Source organism: Cellulophaga sp. Hel_I_12 (genome assembly GCF_000799565.1).
Lineage (GTDB): Bacteria > Bacteroidota > Bacteroidia > Flavobacteriales > Flavobacteriaceae > Cellulophaga.
The window spans coordinates 3,612,591-3,633,768 of sequence record NZ_JUHB01000001.1 but is presented as its reverse complement, the minus strand read 5'-3'; the positions used below and the strand labels follow the sequence as shown (position 1 = coordinate 3,633,768).

Annotated in this window: 13 protein-coding genes; 11 read left to right on the top strand and 2 right to left on the bottom strand. The window is 37.0% G+C overall.

Annotation, left to right across the window (positions count from 1 at the left end):
- Positions 1 to 70 precede the first annotated feature (70 nt).
- The 8 genes from GQ45_RS15805 (at position 71) to GQ45_RS15770 (ending at position 16,185) form a co-directional block, all read left to right on the top strand.
- Positions 71 to 1,828: a hypothetical protein gene (locus GQ45_RS15805; RefSeq protein ID WP_197056967.1), complete on the top strand. Its 1,758-nt coding sequence runs from the start codon at positions 71 to 73 to the stop codon at positions 1,826 to 1,828.
- Between the two features lies 1 nt (position 1,829).
- Positions 1,830 to 3,665, top strand: a complete 1,836-nt coding sequence (locus GQ45_RS15800) for a hypothetical protein (protein ID WP_047419479.1) — start codon at positions 1,830 to 1,832, stop codon at positions 3,663 to 3,665.
- A gap of 1 nt (position 3,666) precedes the next feature.
- Positions 3,667 to 3,981: an L-rhamnose mutarotase gene (gene rhaM, locus GQ45_RS15795; RefSeq protein ID WP_047419478.1), complete on the top strand. Its 315-nt coding sequence runs from the start codon at positions 3,667 to 3,669 to the stop codon at positions 3,979 to 3,981.
- A gap of 5 nt (positions 3,982 to 3,986) precedes the next feature.
- A complete protein-coding gene (locus GQ45_RS15790) occupies positions 3,987 to 5,462 on the top strand; it encodes a sulfatase (protein WP_047419477.1) in 1,476 nt (491 codons plus the stop codon).
- A gap of 7 nt (positions 5,463 to 5,469) precedes the next feature.
- Positions 5,470 to 6,957, top strand: a complete 1,488-nt coding sequence (locus tag GQ45_RS15785) for a sulfatase (protein WP_081980935.1) — start codon at positions 5,470 to 5,472, stop codon at positions 6,955 to 6,957.
- 53 nt (positions 6,958 to 7,010) lie between these two features.
- Positions 7,011 to 10,061, top strand: a complete 3,051-nt coding sequence (locus tag GQ45_RS15780) for a glycoside hydrolase family 2 (protein WP_047419476.1) — start codon at positions 7,011 to 7,013, stop codon at positions 10,059 to 10,061.
- A 17-nt stretch (positions 10,062 to 10,078) separates the two neighbouring features.
- Positions 10,079 to 11,428, top strand: a complete 1,350-nt coding sequence (locus GQ45_RS15775) for a family 43 glycosylhydrolase (RefSeq protein ID WP_052188263.1) — start codon at positions 10,079 to 10,081, stop codon at positions 11,426 to 11,428.
- A gap of 92 nt (positions 11,429 to 11,520) precedes the next feature.
- Complete coding sequence (locus GQ45_RS15770) at positions 11,521 to 16,185, top strand: DUF5722 domain-containing protein (RefSeq protein WP_047419474.1); 4,665 nt, start codon at positions 11,521 to 11,523, stop codon at positions 16,183 to 16,185.
- 575 nt (positions 16,186 to 16,760) lie between these two features.
- On the opposite strand, the gene GQ45_RS17670 is transcribed toward GQ45_RS15770, so the two are convergent.
- Complete coding sequence (locus GQ45_RS17670) at positions 16,761 to 19,265, bottom strand: PAS domain-containing sensor histidine kinase (RefSeq protein WP_052188261.1); 2,505 nt, start codon at positions 19,263 to 19,265, stop codon at positions 16,761 to 16,763.
- Positions 19,266 to 19,276: 11 nt separating this feature from the next.
- A complete protein-coding gene (locus GQ45_RS15760) occupies positions 19,277 to 19,723 on the bottom strand; it encodes a response regulator (RefSeq protein WP_047419472.1) in 447 nt (148 codons plus the stop codon).
- 210 nt (positions 19,724 to 19,933) lie between these two features.
- Between GQ45_RS15760 and GQ45_RS15755 the strand changes: the two genes are divergently transcribed.
- The 3 genes from GQ45_RS15755 to GQ45_RS15745 all read left to right on the top strand — a co-directional run bounded on the left by GQ45_RS15755 (position 19,934) and on the right by GQ45_RS15745 (position 21,162).
- On the top strand, positions 19,934 to 20,329 hold the full coding sequence (locus tag GQ45_RS15755) for a VOC family protein (RefSeq protein ID WP_047420518.1): 396 nt from the start codon (positions 19,934 to 19,936) through the stop codon (positions 20,327 to 20,329).
- 70 nt (positions 20,330 to 20,399) lie between these two features.
- On the top strand, positions 20,400 to 20,840 hold the full coding sequence (locus tag GQ45_RS15750) for a nucleoside deaminase (RefSeq protein ID WP_047419471.1): 441 nt from the start codon (positions 20,400 to 20,402) through the stop codon (positions 20,838 to 20,840).
- Between the two features lie 19 nt (positions 20,841 to 20,859).
- Complete coding sequence (locus GQ45_RS15745; RefSeq protein WP_369798313.1) at positions 20,860 to 21,162, top strand: HPF/RaiA family ribosome-associated protein; 303 nt, start codon at positions 20,860 to 20,862, stop codon at positions 21,160 to 21,162.
- Positions 21,163 to 21,178: the final 16 nt, after the last annotated feature.

The following is a 21,178-nucleotide window of genomic DNA, read 5'->3' as shown; positions in this document are numbered from 1 at the left end:
GGATAAGCTCTATTTCAAGTTGGTTTAAATTTATAGCTTATCAAATTCTAAATGTTTTTAAACGACACTAATGATGACTAAATTCTATTATACATTATTTCTCCTTTTGGCAGTACAACTCAGTTTTGCGCAGTTACCACCTGTTTTTGGTGAGGACTATAAAGACAAAATAAGCACTTCTGATATGGTGAAAACCTATATCACGCCTCAAAAAATTATTTGGCAATCAGATAATACTGAGCAATTCATTCAAAATCCATCCCAACTCACAACCATGGGTAATGGACAAGTGGCGGTCAATGATCAGGACTTATTTAGATTTATAAGTACCGAGACCCACAAGCCAGCTATTTTACTGGATTACGGAAAGGAAATCCACGGTGGTATTAAAATCTCCATGGGTATCAGACCCAGTAAAACGCCTTTAAAATTGCGCTTGCGTTTTGGAGAATCAGTTGGCGAAGCTATGTCAGATATTGGTGGTGAACAAAATGCCACGAATGAGCATTCATTAAGGGATTTTATCATTGAAGTACCTTGGTTAGGAACTATTGAGGTAGGTGAAACTGGATTTCGTTTCTTGAGAGTTGATGTGGTGGAAGCCAATGAAAATGCACCAATTAAATCCATTGACGCGGCTTTTATTTACAGAGACATTCCTTATTTGGGATCGTTCGAAAGTAGTGACGAACGTTTGAACAAGATTTGGCTAACAGGTGCCTATACCGTGCATTTAAATATGCAAAACTATCTGTGGGATGGCATCAAAAGAGACCGTCTGGTTTGGGTTGGCGATTTACATCCTGAAGTAATGACTATCAATACTGTTTTTGGCGAAAACAGCATCGTCCCTAAGAGTTTGGATTTAGCAAGAGACCAACATCCATTACCACAATGGATGAATGGTATCAGCTCCTACTCTATGTGGTGGATTCTCATCCATAAAAATTGGTATGACTATCATGGCGATTTGGACTATTTAAAAGAACAGGAAACCTATATGATTGCGCTCTTGGATCAGTTGAGTACGTTTATTGACAAGGATAACAAAGAGGTTCTAAATGGTGGTCGTTTTCTCGACTGGCCAACTAGCGAAAAACCAAAAGCAGTACATGCTGGACTTCAAGCGATGATGGTCATGACTTTTGAAGCCGGTAGTCAAATGATGGCAACTTTAGACAATAAAAAACTTGAGGAAAAATATCAAAAAACAGCAAAAAATTTAAGAAAACACCAACCTGAAGGCAATACCACCAAACAGGCCGCAGCGTTAATGGCGCTTGCCAACCTTGTGGATGCTAAAAAAACAAACAAAGACGTACTAAAACAAGACGGTGTGCAACGTATGTCCACCTTTTACGGCTATTACATTCTGGAAGCCATGGCAAAAGCAGAAGATTATGATGGTGCTTTAAAAGTGATCCGTGATTATTGGGGTGGAATGCTGGATTTGGGCGCTACTACTTTTTGGGAAGATTTTGATGTATTAGATGTCACTAATAGTGGTAGAATCGACACGCTTGCTCCTCCTAATAAATTCGATATTCACGGAGATTTTGGGGAATATTGCTATGTTGGTTATAGACATAGCCTTTGTCATGGTTGGGCAAGTGGTCCGACGCCTTGGCTTACCCAATATGTTTTGGGTATTCATGTGATGGATGGTGGGAATAGTATAAAGGTTGAGCCTCATTTGGGCGATTTAAAATTTGCTCAAGGTACCTTTCCAACAAAATTTGGCGTGTTGACCGTGAACCATGTCAAAGACGACAACGGTACTATTAAAACAATTGTTGAAGCACCTGAAGGACTAAAAATTATCAAGTAACATGACAACGCCTCACTTAAAAAACTGTCCAAAAATAAAAAGCAAACTTTTTAGCTTGGTTGCTTTTTTAGTGAGTTTCACTAATTTTTCCCAAGAAACTAAGCAATTGGTATCAAACCAATATGCAGATACTTGGTCAGCGACGGATGATTTAAATAGGTTACTAGCGCTTAACGAAGAAACTGGTGATTTAAAAGAAAACAAATTCGTTGGGATTTTCTATTTTATTTGGTTAGGTGCCCACGGCTATGACCAGCACTCTTCAACAATGCCTGACGAAGGTATTTATCCTAAAAAAGTTTCTGATACTGAAAGTCCTTATGACATAAACAAAATATTAAAAGAAAATCCTAAGAACCCAGGATATGGTCCTGATTTGGCATTTCATCATTGGGCAGAACCTTATTTTGGTTATTATCTTTCCAATGACGAATGGGTCATTGCGAAACATTCACAATTGCTTTCGGATGCTGGTATAGATGTCATTGTATTTGATGTGACCAATGGTTTGGCGTATATTCCGCAAGTAACAACTATTTGTAAAGTGTTTTCAAAACTTCAAGAGTATGGTTGGGAAGTGCCACAAATAGCATTCTTAACCAATACCAAACATGTGACTACGACGGAAAAAATTTATAATGATTTCTACAAGAAGAACAGCTATAAAAATTTATGGTTTTATTGGAAAGGGAAGCCTTTAATGATGGGTAACCAAGAAGGGCTATCACCTGAAATAACTGAGTTTTTTAATTTTAGAAGATCATGGGCTTGGACTGAAGGCCAGGAATGGTTTGGCGATGGTAAAGACAAATGGCCATGGATTGACCACTATCCACAAAATTATGGCTGGCATGAATCTAAAGACATACCGGAACAAATTACCGTGGCATCGGCCCAACACCCGGTTTCCAATATCGGAAGGAGTTTTCATGACGGGCATCAACCTTCAACCGATAGCATTCAACCAGATAAAGGTTTATTTTTTTCAGAGCAATGGAAAAGAGCATTGGATGTAGATCCCGAATTTGTTTTCATCACAGGCTGGAACGAATGGGTCGCGATGCGATTTAGTGATGGAAGAGCTAAAAAAATGATGGGAAAAACCATTGAAAAAGGGGATGTATTTTTTGTCGATCAATACAATGAAGAATTCAGCAGAGACATTGAACCCATGAAAGATGGATTTAAGGATAATTATTACTATCAAATGGTGGATAACATCCGAAAGTTTAAAGGCACCAGGGCTTTGGATGTTGAGACAACCTATCGAAATATTATTATTGACGGAGAATTTGATGATTGGAATGCCATCAATAATAGCTATTTTGACCATAAGGGGGACATCGAATCCAGAAGTCACCCAGGATGGGGGCGTATCGAAGCTTATACAGATACTTCAGGAAGACATGATTTTGTACAATCGAAAATTGCAGAAACTCAAGAGCACCTTTTCTTTTATACCGAATTGGCTAATAATTTTACGAATTCCCAATGGCCTGAAAATTTATCTTTATTGATAAATTCCAACGCTAAGACCAATTGGAAAGGCTACACCTATAGAATTACTTTAAATAAGAACGAGGTTACTTTGGAGAAAAATGATGGTGGTTGGAAATGGACCATCGTTGACAAACTTAAATGGAAAATAAAAGCAAATAAACTGGAGGTTTCCATTCCGAAAAAATTAATGGAGCTAACATCAACTAAAGAACTCAAATTTAAATGGTTGGACAATGTGCCAGCAGATGGTGATATCATGAAGTTTTATGATCAAGGTGATGTGGCACCAAACGCGCGTTTTACCTATAGATATCAATTAATTCAATCCAAGGAATAAGATGATAAGAAAGGCCTTCAAAATGAATGTATTCGCTGACAAAAAAGAAGAATACGTTAAAAGACATAATCCCATTTGGAAAGAATTAAAAGAAGTTCTCAAAAATCATGGTGTATTTAATTATAGTATTTTTTTGGACTCTGAAACAGGCGTTCTTTTTGGATATGCCGAAATAAATTCCGAAGCACAATGGGATGCCATTGCAGATACAGCCATTTGCAAAAAATGGTGGGCCTTCATGGCTGATTGTATGGAAACCAACACAGATAAAAGTCCAACTTCAAATGAGTTAACGGAAGTTTTTTATTTAGATTAAGACCCATGAAAAAAGTGATCCTTTCAATAATTCTATTAAATACAATTTGCGCAATCAGTTGCAAAGAACAGGCTGAAGTTATAGAAAAAACTGAAAAAAAACCACTAAACGTGGTATTGATTCTTACAGATGATCAAGGCTATCATTTGTCAGCCGTTGGCACTAAGGGAATTTCAACACCCAATGTGGACGAATTGGCTAAAAACGGGATGCTCTTTACCAATTCATTTGCCGTGGTACCTTCGTGTTCCCCAAGCAGAAGTTCCATCATGACAGGGATGTATCCGCATGCCAACGGTCATTGGCGTAATACCATCACACCAAAACTGGACGACCCAGATTCAGAATTTGGCAGAGATTCAAAAAGGGTTGATAAAGTTGGCATCCATGAATACATCAACACCTTACCCGAAATTTTACAGCAGAATGGCTATTTTACTGCCATCACTCAAAAATTTCACATGAGTCCGCCTTGGAAATTTCCTTATAACGAGCGAAATCCAGTACAAAACGACCCTGAAGAATTCAAAAAAGTCATATCAAAATTTATTGACGACGCTGGTGAAAAGCCGTTCTTCTTTCAGGCAAATATTGCACCACCACATCGTAATTTCGATCATCACATGGAGAAATTCCCTGAAATGATTCCAAATCCTGATGCCATTGAAATTCCAGCATATTTAGCGGATACATCAACTATGAGAGCTGATTTAGCTAACTATTATGGGTCAGTACAACTTGCTGATGCTTGCGCTGGTGCCATCATCGAAACTTTAAAAAAGAAAGGCCTGCTCGAAAATACATTAATCATTTATACGGGAGACCAAGGTGAACCCTATCACAGAGCGAAAGCATCACCATATTATGCCGGACTTCACGTGCCTCTTGTTGCTTCTGGTCCGGATGTTGTGAAAAATAAAGTTTCGGACGCACTGATTTCGCATATTGACATTATGCCCACAATTTTGGATTATTTAGAGATTCCTATTCCTGAAATAGTTCAGGGTCACTCCTTAAGACCCATTTTTACAGGAAACATTAAAAAACAAATGGATAGACCTTATGCTTTTGGAGAACACAATTCACATGGTCCAATAAGAAAAGAACATTATCCCAGCCGAATGGTTTTTGATGGCAGATATTATTACATTCAAAACCTAATGCATGAAAAAGACTATGAATTGCCTGCCGATTTGCGTGAGGAAAAAGGTTGGGGCAATCTCAGTTACAAAGCTACTTTGGATGCTAAAACAACACACCCAATACCATATCAACTATTGAAACAATTGGAATCCGGGAGACCTTTTGAAGAATTGTACGACATGGAAAAAGATCCGGGACAACTCCATAATTTGGCAGGATCAGAAGTTCTTAAGGCCAAACAGGACGAACTTAAAACCGCTCTTGAAAATTGGCGAAAATCAACAGGCGATGTGGCTGACGACCCATTAGAAATTAAAACAAGACAGACAGAAAAATAGATCGAACATGAACCGAATTAAATCACATACTTTCATTCTTACTCTATTAATTATCATGATGGGTTGCAAAGAAGTGAAAAAAGTAGAAGTACACGAAGCAACTAAAACAAGACCAAACATCATCTTTATCATGGACGATCAACACCGTTGGGATGCCTTGGGAATGGTCAATTCGGAAGTCATTACACCAACATTGGATGGTCTCGCAAAAGAAGGTGTTTTTTTTGATCAAGCGGTTTGTCAGGCACCAATGTGTGTTCCGAGTCGCAATTCCATTATGTTTGGGATGTATCCTAACCAAACAGGTGTTTATAGAAATAGTGGCGGCGTTCCAGACTCCCTACAACCTGGCAAAACCATGGCACAATATTTTAAGGATGCGGGTTATGAAACTGCAGGTTTTGGAAAAACCCATTGGGGAAAATTCAAAACAGATACTCGTGGCTTTGAAACCCGCTATACTTCTGAAATTCCAGAAAGAGGCGGTATCAGTATGATAGAGATGAATCCTGAAGCCAAAGCAAGATATGATGCAGAAATAGCCGATATGGGTCCAGGTGAAGAAAATAATTTGGGCTATTTGGGTTTTACAAGCAAACTACCAGAAGAAGAGCATCGTGATGGTTGGATTACCAAACAGGCGATTGATTATATTGAAAAACGAAATGATGAAAGGCCGCTGTTTTTTTACCTGTCCTATATGAAACCACACGCAGGACACAATGTACCTGAAGGCTATGAAGGTTTATATGATTTGAACAAAATTACCTATGCCAAACAACCACCATGGGATAAAGATTATTCTCCACACTCTGAAGGGGTCAACAGAAGGGACATGTATGAAAACTATTGGGGAAAAGCACCTGTTGAAGAATGGAAATTAATGACTATGCGCTATTATGCCAATGTCACTTGGATTGATGACATGATGGGAAGGACCTTGAAGGCGTTAAAAGAAAAAGGTCTATTGGACAATGCCATTATTGTTTACACCTCCGATCATGGCGAAATGTTGGGCGAACATTATTATAGATTCAATAAATACAATTTATATGATGCGAGTGTAAAAGTTCCTATGATTTTGGCTGGAAGCGCCCTACCTGATGCTGTGAAAAGAAATAGTGTTAATTCTACACCTACTGAAAATATTGACATCATGCCCACCCTTTTGGATTTCGCGGGAATTAAAACAAAAAAAACTCTGTCCGGAGAAAATCTTCTCGCAAAAAACAGACGGAATGCAAGTTTCTCAACACTTCATGAACGTGAAGGCGAAGCGGCATTTATGTGGCGCACCAACTCCCACAAACTTATTCTGGTATTCAACCGAAAGGAAAACGTCAACGATTATACAAGAGACGATATCATTACTGGCGAATTCTATGATTTGGAAAAGGATCCTATGGAATGGATGGATTTGTATGGGTCTGACAAAGTAAAAACAATGCAGGAGTCTTTTCAACAGCAATTACTGAAATTTCTTCAAAAAATGTAATCCGGTTTGCTTGTTCTGAAAATAATCACATCAAGAAATCTTAAATATTTCGAATGAAAAATTCAATCATCATCGTATGCTTCATATTTAGTCTTCATTCAGTCTCGCAGAGTGTATTCATTTCATCAAAGGAACTAGAGAAACCAACTAAAATTTCTTTAAATGGTATTTGGGATTTCATACCAATCTATGGCACTCAGGATCCCGTTAAAAGTGGACCAGAGCAAATAGACAAAGACGCCGCTAAAATTTTTAATGAATTCAGAAACCAGAGGCAAAGTTATCAGGTAGAGGTGCCACAAATGCTCAATAGGATTTCTTGGTGGCTACCCAATGTCTCCATGGAATATGAGAAAGCCGAAGAAGCTAGGGTTGCCGCGCTCCCTTTTAAAACCGAAGACCTTCGTGCAGGGTGGTACATGAAAACTATTGACTTAACTGGTTACGACATATTCGAAAAGGAAATTTTTGCCAATTTTGAGGGTATAGCCACAGTTTCTCGCGTGTATATTAATGGGAACTTTGTGGGCGGACACCTTGGTATGTTTGGTGCGTTTGAAACCCGACTTACGCCACATTTAAAAGTAGGACGTTCGAACCACTTAATGGTTTATACGGAACGAGGTGTAAAATCTGAAAATGGTGATGATGTGGTTTCAGTCGCAGTCACGGTACCGGTAACTAAAGACATGTTGATGTCCTTAAATTCAGGTTTATTTGGCGGTTTTGGGAATGGTCCACGTGCCAAGTTTCTTGGTATATGGCAACCAGTACATTTAACGGTTTCTAACTCAGGTGGTAAAATTGAAGACGTATTCTTTAATCCAATCCTAACCGGACACAAAATTGAATTCAGTTTAGAAAACCATAGTAGGGAAACTGTTTCTGGGTATTGGAGTTATAAAATAACCGATAAACATTCTGAGGAATTATTGGTGGAGGAGGAATTTCGTGAGACAGTCCATATTCCTTCACATGAAACAACAACCTTAAAAATTTCAAAGCAGAATTTAAATCCCAAGCATTGGACTCCAGACCACCCAAATCTGTATCAATTGGAAGCCTACTGGAAAAATTTAGAAGGGAAAGTAATAGACAGTTATAAATGCCAAATAGGATATCGCACCGTTGAAGCTCATGGAGAACAGGTATATTTGAACGGAAAACCGTATTGGATCCGAGGCGCAAATATGCCGCCCTATGGGTATAAGTCCAATGACAGTATTTTGGCCAGAAATTTTCTACAATTGATGCACGAAGGCAATACGGTTGTCACCCGAACCCATGGTAACCCTTGGAATCACATGTGGTATACGGCTGCCGATGAAGTGGGCATTGGTGTTAGTAGTGAAGGTGTAAGACCTTGGGCATTGATGACCAAATCACCACCACCACCTAAAGCAATTTTAGAGCATTGGAAACAAGAACAGTTAGAATCCATAAAAGAATATAGAAACCACCCTAGCATTTTGTTTTACGTAATTTCCAATGAAGGCTTACAAGCTGATCATGAGAATGAGGAAAAGCTCTCGATTTTTAAGGATATTATTGATGCCGTCAAAGAGTTGGATCCTTCGAGATTGGTGTTTCAGACCTCAGGAGATCCCGACCATAATGATAATGCAGACATTGAAGACGTACATGCCTACTGGGGATGGTATGAAAGTTCCTCATTTGTAAACGATTACACAAAACCTAGGAGAGGATTGACCTTAGGTCATGACAAGCCATTTATCAACCAAGAATGTGCGGTACCTTATTCAATGATTGACGACGGGTCTGTACACCCTAATTATGTGGGGCGCTATTCCGCGCAGACCTGGATTGGGGATATTGGCACACTTGGTCTGGATCATAGTTATTTTCAAGACCATATTTATTTAGAAGGCAAAATGAAAACTGAAAAGCTGAGGTATAGCCGTAGTCAATTGCCAACCGCCGGCTTTATGCTGTTCAGTAATCTGACTTGGATACAACATGCTTTTACAAGACCGCCTGACCAATGGAAGCCATTCCCCATTTATGACGGTGTAAAACAAGGATTTCAACCCATTCTTGTGGCTTTGGAAACCCCACAACGCTTTTTCTACGAAGAAGATACCGTTTCAACAAACCTATTCATTGTAAATGATAATACCAAATTCAAGGACATAGGAAAAACCACGGTTCATTTTTCAATAGAAAATCCTGAAGGAAAAGAACTCATGACAATAACTAAATTGATAAAAGATATACGGTATTTTGAGGTAGAAAAAATCCCATTCACGTTTAGCCTACCAAAATTAAATTCTACGGAAAAAAAGGTGGTTTTTAAACTTAAACTTAAAAACAACAAGGATGAGGTGATTTCAGAAAACAGCTATAGTATGGTAGTTCAAAAAAAAATAGGAAAAGCAGATGATGTCGAAAAAAATTCAGTAATTGCCTTAGGGTGCAACGAAAGAATAAATCAATTTTTAGAAGATGTATCAGATGTAAAATCGTTTTCAAAATTGAAATCTAAGGTTGACGTTATCATTCTAGGACCGAATTCAAAGGCGTATGAATTAAATGAAGTAAAGAAACATCTTAAGAAAACCGGCCGATTGATTTTGTTGCAGCAGGGTGAAAACGCTCATGCTTATGTACAAGATGTCATCAAAATACCAAAAGATCTTCAACCCGGAGACAAACCTGCAATGAAGGATTTTATGTATGATAGCGGTACTGCCGATTTAAAAGCGATAGAGTATTCTACTGGTGAATTTGTTGAGATGTTGGATTGGGATAAGCAAAAACCTGTTTTTAACGGGTTGGATGCTATGGACTGGAAGTGGTGGATGACAGGAAATAACAACCCTGCTTATGTAGCCTCTTCAAGCCATAAATTGAACATCGAAAACGACATGGTCATTCCTCTGGGACGTTTTTTAAATTCCCATTTCTATTGGTCGGGTAATCTTAAGAATGTTTATGACAATAAGATTGGATACCCCGTTTTTTCGGTAAAATATGCTTGGGGAGACATCGTCGTTTGCGATCTGGTCATAAGCGAAGCTGTGGAATACGATCCGAGGGCTGCCATTACTTTAAGAAATCTAATATATCAAACCATAGATAAATAAATTTATCGGTATTCAATATGAATTGGAATCCAAATAGCATTAAGATCAAAAGAAAAAAATTAAAAAGTCTGTACGCGCTACTTTTTTTTATGGTTTCTACCCCAATACTCATTGCCCAAAATCCCATCTCGCCTCCCGGTGTGTATATCGCTGATCCATCGGCCAAGGTTTTTGATGATGGCAGGCTTTATGTTTTCGGTTCGACCGATGAAAGTGAGCTTTATTATTGTTCGGCAAAGCATGATATCATGCATACAACAGATATGCAATATTGGAATATCACTAAAAATGTATTCGCTTCAAAAGGAGAAAATGATCAAGTACCATACAATGATGCTGTGCTCTTCGCGCCAGACGCCACAAAAAAAGATGACACTTATTATCTATATTATTGTCAACCAGACATCAATGCTCCTGAAGGTGTTGCCACTTCAAAAAGTGCCACAGGTCCGTTTACAAACGGTAAGAAAATTGATTTGAATGGTCATAACCAAATAGATCCTTCAGTTTTTATTGACGATGATGGAACAGCCTACTATTTATGGGGACAATTTAGTCTTAAAATGGCAAAACTTCAGCCCAACATGACCGCCATTGATGCGACAACACTTCAAACCGATATCATCACGGAAAAAGAGCATTTTTTTCATGAAGGAGCGTATCTGACTAAAAGAAAAGGACTTTACTATTTAGTCTATTCAGATATCAGTCGGGAAGACAAGCCAACCTGTTTGGGTTACGCAACCAGCATCTCTCCTTTTGGTCCTTACACTTATAGAGGTGTGATTATTGACAATAATGGTTCTAATCCGGGTAACTGGAATAATCATGGCTCCATTGCGGAGTTTGAGAACCAATGGTATGTGTTTTACCATCGTTCGACCCATGGGGTTAGAACTATGAGAAAAGCCTGCGTAGAAAAAATCAGTTTTTTAGAAGATGGGAGCATCCCTGAAGTGGAAATGACCAGTCAAGGCTCAGGATTGCCGCTGCCAGCAACATCTAAAATTGATGCTGCTTCCGCCTGTTTGCTTCAAGGCAATGTTCGTATTACACGAGCTTCTGAATCCAACGAAATCCTTTCAAAATTCAAAAATAAGGATGTCGCCATTTTTAAATATTTAGATTTTGGTGATGGAGTCACTTCAGTTTCCATCCGAATTAAATCGTCTGATGGAGGTAAATTAAATCTCTATTCTGACAAGCCATGGTATAAAAAATTGGCTGCTTTAAAAATCGAACCGAATCAAGAGTGGCAAATTCTATCGTATCCCGTTAAAAACGAAACTGGCATTCATGCACTGTGGCTTGAAACTACGGGAAATGAGGAAGAGTTATTTGAAATCGACTGGTTTCAATTTGAATAAATGAAATATCTTTTTTATTATTAAGTATTAACAGGTTACCACAGGATGGAATCAAGAGTTGAAAGTTTTAATTTCCTTAAAAATATTCAACTATGAAAAAACTACTACCCTTCCTATTTTCACTTGTGTGCATTTCTACTTTTGGGCAGAACATTACCTTAGAACTCAACCCAAGTCTTAAAAACCAAATGAATATTACGGAATCTCCTGTAGGAACTTACTCCATTCAGACGCTTGCAGGTGGCGATCCTTGGATTCAAACTAGACCTATCCAAAATTATGATCCTAATCAAGTGTATGTTGTCAGCTTCGACTATATCGCTCCAGATGGATTAGATGACCTGCAAATTTTCTACGGAACTCCTGTAAGTCCAAATCGATTGGCTAAATTTGGAAGCCTCGCTCCTGCTACACAATACAAAACCTTCAAAGCTTTTATGAAATATGAAGCACCAACTTGGAATGCCTCTTATGAACGCCTACGTTTTGATTTTGGTAAGAATGCCAATCAAAATATTACTGTAAAAAATGTACAATTAAGGGCTGCATTGCCCAATGAAGTCATTGAAATTGAGCTTAATCTTGGGCAAACCAATCAAATGTCGATTTCTGAAACAACGCCTAAAAATTATAGCATCATAACTTCTGGTGGCGATCCATGGGTCCAATCCCAACTATTGACCACCAATTATGACCCTGATAATACCTTTGTAGTGAGTTTTGATTATACTTCTTCGAGTGGTTTGGATGATCTTCAAATTTTTTATGGAAGCCCAATCAGCGGCGCAAGAAGGGCTCAATTAGGGAGTTTAGATGCTTCTACAACTACTAAAAAATTTTCAGCCATAATGAAGGTCAGTGCCCCCAGTTGGAACCAGTCTTATGATATTTTTCGTTTTGATTTTGGTAGACTTTCTGGATTGGACATTCAGGTAAATAATCTAATTTTGAGAGAGCCTACCAATCAAGAAAAGAAAGCCCTTGAAATCAAGGAAACGATAGCTATAGAATTGGATGTCGCTTCCACCAGTCCATTTTTACAGGCCACCCAACTTCAAGATGGTTCCTACCAACTGAATACGAGTGCCAATGACCCTTGGATTCTCTCCAAACCCATTAATGAGCTTTATGATATTGATGACAGCTATATCTTATCATTTGAATACAAATCTGAACAAGCTTATAATGAACTCGAATTATTTTACGGACCACCAATCAATGCCACACAAAAATTAACAGTAAACGGAATTCCTGCAGCTTCAAATTGGTCCACCTTTGTTGTAAATCCGCGTCTTTTTGCCGATAATTTTCAGGACAATGAATGGACTACCTTTAGATTTGACCTCGGAAGAAATGAAAATGCTGAAAAAACAATTTTTATCAGAAATATAAAATTGAGAAAACCAACCATTCAAGAGTTGGAAAATGAGCAGAATAGTGACAAATTCTTAAGTGTGGCAATTGATCAGGACTTCACAAATTACCTCAATAAAACGTTTACGGATTCAATTTCAATAGTGAAGGTCAATGCCGATATCGTCAACATAAAAGGTCAAGTCTTAAATGCTTCCGAAGATTTGTTTTTAGCAGAAATTGAGCCGCACCAATACGGTTTTGATCTTACAGAGTTCAATTTTGTAACACCAATTCCTAGTGTTGACGGTACATTCTCCATAGATGTAGATCGTTTTATCCAAAAGTCAGATCATGATTATGATCGGCTTTATTCCCGATGGGCAATTGTAAAAAATACAGGAAACAGCAGCTATGAACTTGTTTCGAATATGCAATGGGCGGGAGATATTTCAGCAGTTTCACTAAATAATATTGCCGAGGACAAAGCAAGTTCAATTAAAGGTCTTGATGGGCTGAGCCCAACTTCGCTATCTAATTTTTCAGATCTGACGGAGCTTGATATCAAAAGCATGAAACTGAACTTATTGCTTAACGGCGTTTTAAGTTTAAATCCAACAAGTCTTACACATGAATTCAACGGTAAAACGTACAACATTAGCCCGAACTTTGTGGCTGGTTTTGATGCCCGAATTAAAAGGCTTAGCGATAATGATATTAAAGCAGCTTTCGTTCTTTTAATTCCTATCAATATTGGGAATGAGGAGTTACGACGCATTTTTGTACATCCAGATGCTTCGTTGGGCCTATACAGTATGGCTAACGTGGCAACCGAAGAAGGCGTCGAGTATTATGCCGCGGCTGTTGACTTTTTAGCGCAACGTTATTCGAGACCAGACAAATTGTATGGGCGATTGGATCAGTGGATTATCCATAATGAAGTGGATGCGCACACGAGCTGGACCCATGCCGGACAAAAACCTGTAAATCTCTATACCCAAATTTATGATCGCTCTATGCGAATGGTGAATTATACCATCAGAAAATACAATCCTACTGCAAAAGTTTTTGGTTCCTTCACAAAACATTGGAACAGTAAGCCGGTAAGTGAAGTCAATTTCAGATCCAAAGAAATTCTTGATGTACTAAATAGGTTGAGCAAAAAAGAAGGCGATTATGAATGGGGCATTGGATGGCACTCCTACCCTACCAATTTATTCAATCCAAAAGTGTGGGAAGATCCAATTGCACAGACACAATTGAACTTCAATACGCCACAAATCACACCTCGAAATCTTGAAATGATTGATGCCTACGTGCGTCAAAAAGAGGTGCTTTATAATGGAAAGAAAGTACGAACCATTCTGCTATCTGAAAACGGATTCAGTTCCAACACCGCTAGAAATGCAAATGCCAATGAAACTACACAGGCTGCGGCATTGGCTTACTTTTGGAAAAAAACAAACCAAAGACTGCCATCCATTGAAAATATCCAATTGCATAGATGGGTGGACAACCCTAATGAAGCTGGACTTGAATTTGGCTTATGGACGGTTTTAGATGGCACAATAGAGGGTTTTGATCAGAAAAAAGAAGGTTGGTTTGTTTGGAATGCCGCTGGAAAAGCCAATGAAAATACTGTTTTTGAACCTTATAAATCAGTCATAGGCATTTCGGAGTGGAGTGACATTTATAATGAGGTTGCTACCGAAGTCACACCTTACATAGTAACCATGAATTTGGTGAATTGCAATAGTAATTTAGACGAATTACTCGTAAGTTTTAATGGCGAATTAAAGGTTCCTCAAGAAGATGGCATTTTAGTGTTTTATAATGTGGCATCCAATGTATCGCAACCTTACGAGATCAGAAAAGGAGAGGTTATATTGGCTTCAGAACTACTGAACATTACTGAAGATACTGAAATTAATATTGAACTCATTGCTATTAAAAATCTTTCAGCAAGAGGCATTTCTCCTTCCGAAATCGAAATTACTTGGGAAAGTAGCTTAGAAAACAGTCTCGGTTTTGTGTTAGAAGCAAAAGAAGAAGGTCAAAATTTTGAAGAAATAGAACGCGTTTCAGAAGACATCTCTAGCTTTACGCATTCAAACCTAACTGCAGGCACAAGCTATACCTATCGCATTGCAGCATTGTTGGATGAAACGAACTTGTCTTGCTATTCAAAAGAAATAGAAACCAAAGCTCCTTTCATCATTGTTGATTATAAAGATGGAGATAATAATCGACTCAACAATAACAGCGTAAAACCGCAATTAAAATTGAGAAACGAAGCCGATTATGCAGTGGATTTAAATCGCCTTTCGGTAAGGTATTGGCTCACGGCTGAGGATTTTTCGCCACTTAACTTTTATGTGGATTATGCGCAATTGGGAACATCAGATGTGAATGGTGCTTTTGTAGCACTGGACCAACCAAGAAATGGTGCAAATTACTATTTGGAAATGACATTTGATACCAATAAAAAAATTGCTGCTCTAGGTAATTCAGGAGAAATCAAAACACGGATTGCAAAAAGCAATTGGACTAATTTTGATGAAGGTGATGATTTTAGTTACTCCAATCACAATCAATATTTAGAAACCAATACAATTACAGTATATTGGGATGGTCAATTAATTTGGGGTAATGAACCTGAGGTTGCTACCATCCAAAGACCTGAATTAATCGTCATGCACCAAAACAAAGATGGGGTTACAAATAATTCTATGAAGCCGAATATTAGAATTCTTAATGCAGGAAATCAAAATGTTCCTTTAAAAGATGTCACCTTAAGATATTGGTTCACCCCGGAAAGTGCCATAACTCTAAATTACAATATTGATTATTCCATCATAAACTCAAACAAAATTAACGTCGACTTTAAAATTTCGGATGTTGTATATGATGGCGCTTCAAATTATTTTGAAGTGAGTTTTCAAGAATCGACAGGTAACCTATTTGCGTTTAGTGAAACTGGTGAAATGAGATTTAGGATCAACAAACAGGATTGGTCCAACTTTAACGAAAGTGATGATTTCTCATACCGCTCAACTGGTAACGTTTACGCTGAGAACATGAAAATTACGGCCTATATTAATGGCCAATTGGTTTGGGGTGAAGAACCTGTTGGCCTTTCTGCTTCAAAAATAGATACACAATCAAGTTTGGTGTCCGTTTTTCCAAATCCCGTATCTGATAATTGTATATTGAGTTTTGACGGCTTAATTAATTCAATTGGAAATATGATAGTAGTTGATTACATGCAGCAGACATTTCCGGTAACCGCTTCCATTCAAGACAATAATGTTTTATTACAAATAGGTAATCTAAATCCTGGAGTTTATATTTTAAAAGGTACTATAAATGAACAAGAAATTACCTATAGGCTATTAATTGAATAAGCAGTAATAATTCTGGGTAACTCTATTTTGACTATTAACAAAAATGAACAAAAAAAATATTAGAGATTTTTAGTTAAGTAATTTAAAGTACTATTTTTTAATAAAGTAAAATTTAATTAAGCTACTATATTTAGTAGCTTATAAATCGTCTACAATAAATATAAATTCTTGTATAAGTGAAGTAAATACTAGCATTCAACAACTAGGTTTGATTCAGTCGAAATTTTAACAATTTTCGAAATAGCTTAATGATTAATAAACCGCATATGAGATACGATTAAAATAGCATTTAAATAATTACTATATTTGAATTTGAATAAGACGAAACAAATTATATTGAATTTAGGTTCACAAAACGTCAACACGTTATTAAAAAATTTGCAAGACTATTGATATTACTAGGCTTAACCTTAGAAATAACGACCCCGGCCCGGTCACTGAAAAAAATCCAATCTATTTTAGATTGGATTTTTTTATTTAAAGACTTTTGCCTAAAAGTTCCAGATTTTTTTAAGCTATTCCCCTTTTTAGGTCAAGAAAAAACACTCATGTAAATTATCCAATGAAGCTGAGAACTACAGCCTATTTTTTGGCATCAGCATGCTTATGGTAGTACCCTCACCTTCTGTGCTTTCGGCCACTATTACACCATCGTGATTCAACACAATTTTTTTTACAATCGCCAAACCTATTCCAGTTCCTTTATAGTCTTGTTGACTATGTACACGCTGAAATACTTCAAATATTTTGTACTGCATTTCTTTAGGAAAACCAATACCATTATCGGAAATAGTAATTTTATAAAACAGGGTATTTTTTTGTAATTTATGAAACTTTATCTCTCTTCCCGTAGCAACTTCAGCAGTAATATGTATTCTTGGAATCGTATTTTTTTTTGAAAATTTAATAGCATTTCCTATAAGATTAGTAAATACTTGATGTAATTGAAACGGAATTGCAGTAATTGTTGGTAAGGCGGTGCAAGTAATTTGAGCTTTTGAATTTTCAATACTATCAGACAAGTGTTCCTTTACCTCTTTGACTATTAAATTTAGATCGGTCTCTTCAAATTCTGCATCTTTTTTATTTGATCTCGAAAATGTCAATAAGTCATCAATTAAAATTCGCATGCGTGTTGCAGAATCTGTAATTTTATCAAAATAGGTTTTTCCCTTATCGGTTAAGGTATCTTGTTCTCGTTCTAATATTCGTGAGATAAACATTTGAATTTTCCGCAAAGGTTCTTGTAAATCATGGCTGGAAACATAGGCAAAAGCTTCTAATTCTTCATTTCTATTTTCTAGACTTTGAATCGATACTTGCAATTTATTATTCGCCACTTTTAATTGTTTGGTACGCAGGGCAACTTGCTTTTCCAAATCTTTAGAAAATTGTTCTAATTTTTCACGGGCTTTTACGCGATCTGTAACATCTGTTGAAGTAACCATTACTCCTGACACGTTTCCATCTACATCTCTGAGTGGCGCGTAGATGTAGTCTACATAAAACTCCCAAATACCATTTTCATCTTGTAGCGAGGCATAAGATTCTTTTTCAGAAACAGGGATTCCTGTATTAATGATGCTTTGTATAATTTCGGGATATTTTGAATCAGATAAGTTTGGAAAAATTTCCAATAGGCCTTTCCCTAGTACCTCTTCTTTTTTTTTGCGCCAAAATTGATTTAACAGAGAATTGTTGGCCATTTCTATTTTCATTGCCTTTCCCCTTAAGACCCCCATGGCAATTGGAGACTGCATCACGAAATTTTTAAACTGCCGTTCTGATTCTTCTAACTTGAACTTTGCTTTCACCGTTTCGGTCATTTCAAAGGCCACCAACATTATTTCAATGACCTTATTATTTTCTAAGATGGGCTTAAAAATAAAATTAAAATAACCAGTTTCTTTTACTCCGTTACGTTCGAGAACAAAAGGATATTCCATCCCTTTTTTGGCTTTTTTGCTACGAAGTATACTTTCAAAAATAGGTGAAATGCCATCTTTAATTTCTGTTAGCACATCAAATAACGGCATATTAAGTGCCTCATCTAAGGTTTTCTGCCAAATCATTAATGCCATATCATTAACCACTTTTATGGAGTAATCTTCAGCGCTTATAATCGCAATCCCTACCGGTACTTCTTTTACCAAGCGACGAAACCGCTCTTCATTTAGTTTTAGATGATTTACAACTTTCTGTTGCTCTGTAATATCTTGTAAGGTTCCGTTAAACCTATAGGCTATTCTATTTTCATTAAACCAAGCCCTACCCAAGGCTCTTACAATTCTTTTTTGTCTTGTCTCTTTATTCTGAATCGTATAAGTAACATCATATTTACCGCCAGATTCCCAAGTGAGTGCATTTTGAATCGTTTTATTCACTCGCTCTCTATCTTTGGCAATGATGGCATTTGTTGCCTGATCTAGCTCAATATCATCTTTAATAGGCAACCCAAACCACTCTTTTAGCCGATGGTTTGTTTTTAATTGATCAGTTAAAGGGTTATAGTCCCAGGTACCCAAATCGGTCGCATCGATGGCAAATTTTAATTCGTCTTCACTTTCTTCTAATCGCTTTACATTTTTTACCGCATCGGTTGTTTCTATGCAGGTAACTAAAACACCACTGATTTCCATGGTATCACCTAAAATTGCACTGTAACTAAAGGTCCAAAACACCTCCTCGATTTGGCCATTACGGTAAATCGGAACTAATTGATTTTCATGCCAAGTGGGTTTGCCTGTGCTAAAAACCAAATCTACTTCAGGTTTCATCGATTCTTTTAATTCTGGCCAAGCCTCGTCGAAGCCTTTACCAATAATTAATGGATGTTTACCATCAATACCCAAACTGGGGCGATAGGCATCATTGTAAAAATTATAATATTCTTTTCCCCATAACAAAAACTTTGGAAACGCAGTATTGAGCATCGTATTCAATGTCAATTTTAAAGCCATGGGCCAGTTTTCTGGTTCACCCAAGGCATGTTCTTTCCAATCTTTCTCTGCAATTAATTGCGCCATTTCACTCCCATTTTGTAAAAACTTAGGAATATGTTTTTGCTTTTGGCTACTCATAACTATAAACTTTACAATTGTACAATGAACGTATCGTTTTCTTCAGGGTTTTTTCCTGTGGTTTTAAAATGCTCTAAACAGTTGAGAATAGCTGCCTTTAACGCTTTATAATTGTTTGGTTTCTTTAAATATAAATTAGCACCTGCATCCCGAAAACGTTCTGCTTTTGAAAAATCGATGGATGTAGAATAAATAATAATTGGAATATCTTTTAAAGATGCTGCGGCCCTAATCTCGCTTAAACATTCTTCTCCATCCATCAGTGGCATGTTAAGGTCTAAAAAAATAAAATCAGGCTTTTTCAGGTCAGATTGAAATAGAGATTTTAGTAAGTCTATTCCATTTTCAAAGGTTTTTAAAAGAATATTTTCAACCATTTCCTCCGTAATTTCTTCAAAAAATTGCCTATCGTCTTCATCATCATCTGCTAAATAAATGATATAGTTTGTTTTTTCCATTGTTTAATGATTTTCATGCGTCTTGTAAATATATTTCTCTTTAAAAAAATTCACTACTCCGATTGTGTATTTTTTTAATGCAATACCTAATTCACAAAAATTCTGACAAGCGAAACTTCCCAAATTTGATTTGAATTAAAATTTAATGCTTTTAGCTCAAGATACATTTCTATGAATACTTAAGTTTGGATGAACTTAAAAATAAACATCATGAAAATACAAGCATACTTAGCCTTTCGTGGAAATTGCCATGAGGCTCTTAGTTTTTACGGTCAGCTTTTCGATGCTGAAATAAAAAATCGTCAAACCTACGAAGACAAAAAAATTGATGTTCCCGCATCGTACCGACAAAAATTACAACACGCCGAGCTCAAGGGAAAAGGAGTGCACTTTATGGCTTATGATGCGTCACCAGACACTCCCATAAATTTGGGTAACCAAATACATATGAGCATAGATTTAGATTCCAAAGAAAAAGCAGAAGAATTATTTTCTCAACTATCTGATGGTGGACAAATACATCACACTTTTAGAGAACGGGAATGGGGATATTTTGGAAGGTGTAGCGATAAATATGGTATTCATTGGATGGTGAATTTCAATTAAAAAGTTAGACTTAAAAATAAGAATCTATACGAAGAGTGCTACCTTAGCCCAATACCTTAAAACGACCTAAATGACAGCTGAAAACATACACTTCATGAAACGTGCCATTGCATTAGCCGCAGAAGGAAAATCAAAAGGTAATGGCGCTTTTGGCGCTGTTATCGTCAAAAACAATAAAATCATAGCGGAAGGTCACAATGTGGTACATGAAAAAAAAGATTGTACACAGCACGCCGAACTCGCTGTAATTCAAAAAGCCTGTGCTATACTACAGTCTAAAACTTTAAAAGATTGTATCTTGTATACTAGTTGTATTCCATGCATGATGTGCCTTGGAGCTTGTTATTGGGCCAAGCTAGACAAAATCTATTATGGAGCCTCAGCCCAAGATGCCAAAGATTTTGGGTTTATTTATACTGATATGTATTATGCCTACCCAGAAGAAAACAAAAAAAAAGAATTTAATCTTATCCAACTGCTTCGTGATGAAGCCATAAGCATTTGGAAATAATAATAAAATAAATATCTAGATGATGCAAATTATATATGAATACCACGACGTTTCTTCCAGTACACGCCTAGAAGAATTAGCCAAAGAAAAATTGGAGAATTTACATCACAAATACAATTTTGTGCACAGAGCCGATGTGTTTTTTAAACAGCAAAATAGATCTGATGACAGCGAAATGATTTGTGATATACGTTTAAGTTTACCCGGACCTCGGATTTTTGCTTCTACAAATGCAGAAAATTTTGAAGCTGCCATAGCAGAGACTGTCCGAGATTTGGAAGATCAATTAAAAAAAGTTAAAGGTAAAATGAAAGATTATTAGGGAATTTTCAATAGCA

What these genes read in the sequence shown, in the direction of transcription:
- GQ45_RS15745 (WP_369798313.1), top strand. Translation starts at nt 20,860, where the DNA reads ATGATGCAAATTATATATGAATACCACGACGTTTCTTCCAGTACACGC.
- GQ45_RS15770 (WP_047419474.1), top strand. Translation starts at nt 11,521, where the DNA reads ATGAAAAAACTACTACCCTTCCTATTTTCACTTGTGTGCATTTCTACT.
- GQ45_RS15750 (WP_047419471.1), top strand. Translation starts at nt 20,400, where the DNA reads ATGACAGCTGAAAACATACACTTCATGAAACGTGCCATTGCATTAGCC.
- GQ45_RS15800 (WP_047419479.1), top strand. Translation starts at nt 1,830, where the DNA reads ATGACAACGCCTCACTTAAAAAACTGTCCAAAAATAAAAAGCAAACTT.
- GQ45_RS15780 (WP_047419476.1), top strand. Translation starts at nt 7,011, where the DNA reads ATGAAAAATTCAATCATCATCGTATGCTTCATATTTAGTCTTCATTCA.
- GQ45_RS15760 (WP_047419472.1), bottom strand. Translation starts at nt 19,723, where the DNA reads ATGGAAAAAACAAACTATATCATTTATTTAGCAGATGATGATGAAGAC.
- GQ45_RS15755 (WP_047420518.1), top strand. Translation starts at nt 19,934, where the DNA reads ATGAAAATACAAGCATACTTAGCCTTTCGTGGAAATTGCCATGAGGCT.
- rhaM (WP_047419478.1), top strand. Translation starts at nt 3,667, where the DNA reads ATGATAAGAAAGGCCTTCAAAATGAATGTATTCGCTGACAAAAAAGAA.
- GQ45_RS15785 (WP_081980935.1), top strand. Translation starts at nt 5,470, where the DNA reads ATGAACCGAATTAAATCACATACTTTCATTCTTACTCTATTAATTATC.
- GQ45_RS15805 (WP_197056967.1), top strand. Translation starts at nt 71, where the DNA reads ATGATGACTAAATTCTATTATACATTATTTCTCCTTTTGGCAGTACAA.
- GQ45_RS17670 (WP_052188261.1), bottom strand. Translation starts at nt 19,265, where the DNA reads ATGAGTAGCCAAAAGCAAAAACATATTCCTAAGTTTTTACAAAATGGG.
- GQ45_RS15775 (WP_052188263.1), top strand. Translation starts at nt 10,079, where the DNA reads ATGAATTGGAATCCAAATAGCATTAAGATCAAAAGAAAAAAATTAAAA.
- GQ45_RS15790 (WP_047419477.1), top strand. Translation starts at nt 3,987, where the DNA reads ATGAAAAAAGTGATCCTTTCAATAATTCTATTAAATACAATTTGCGCA.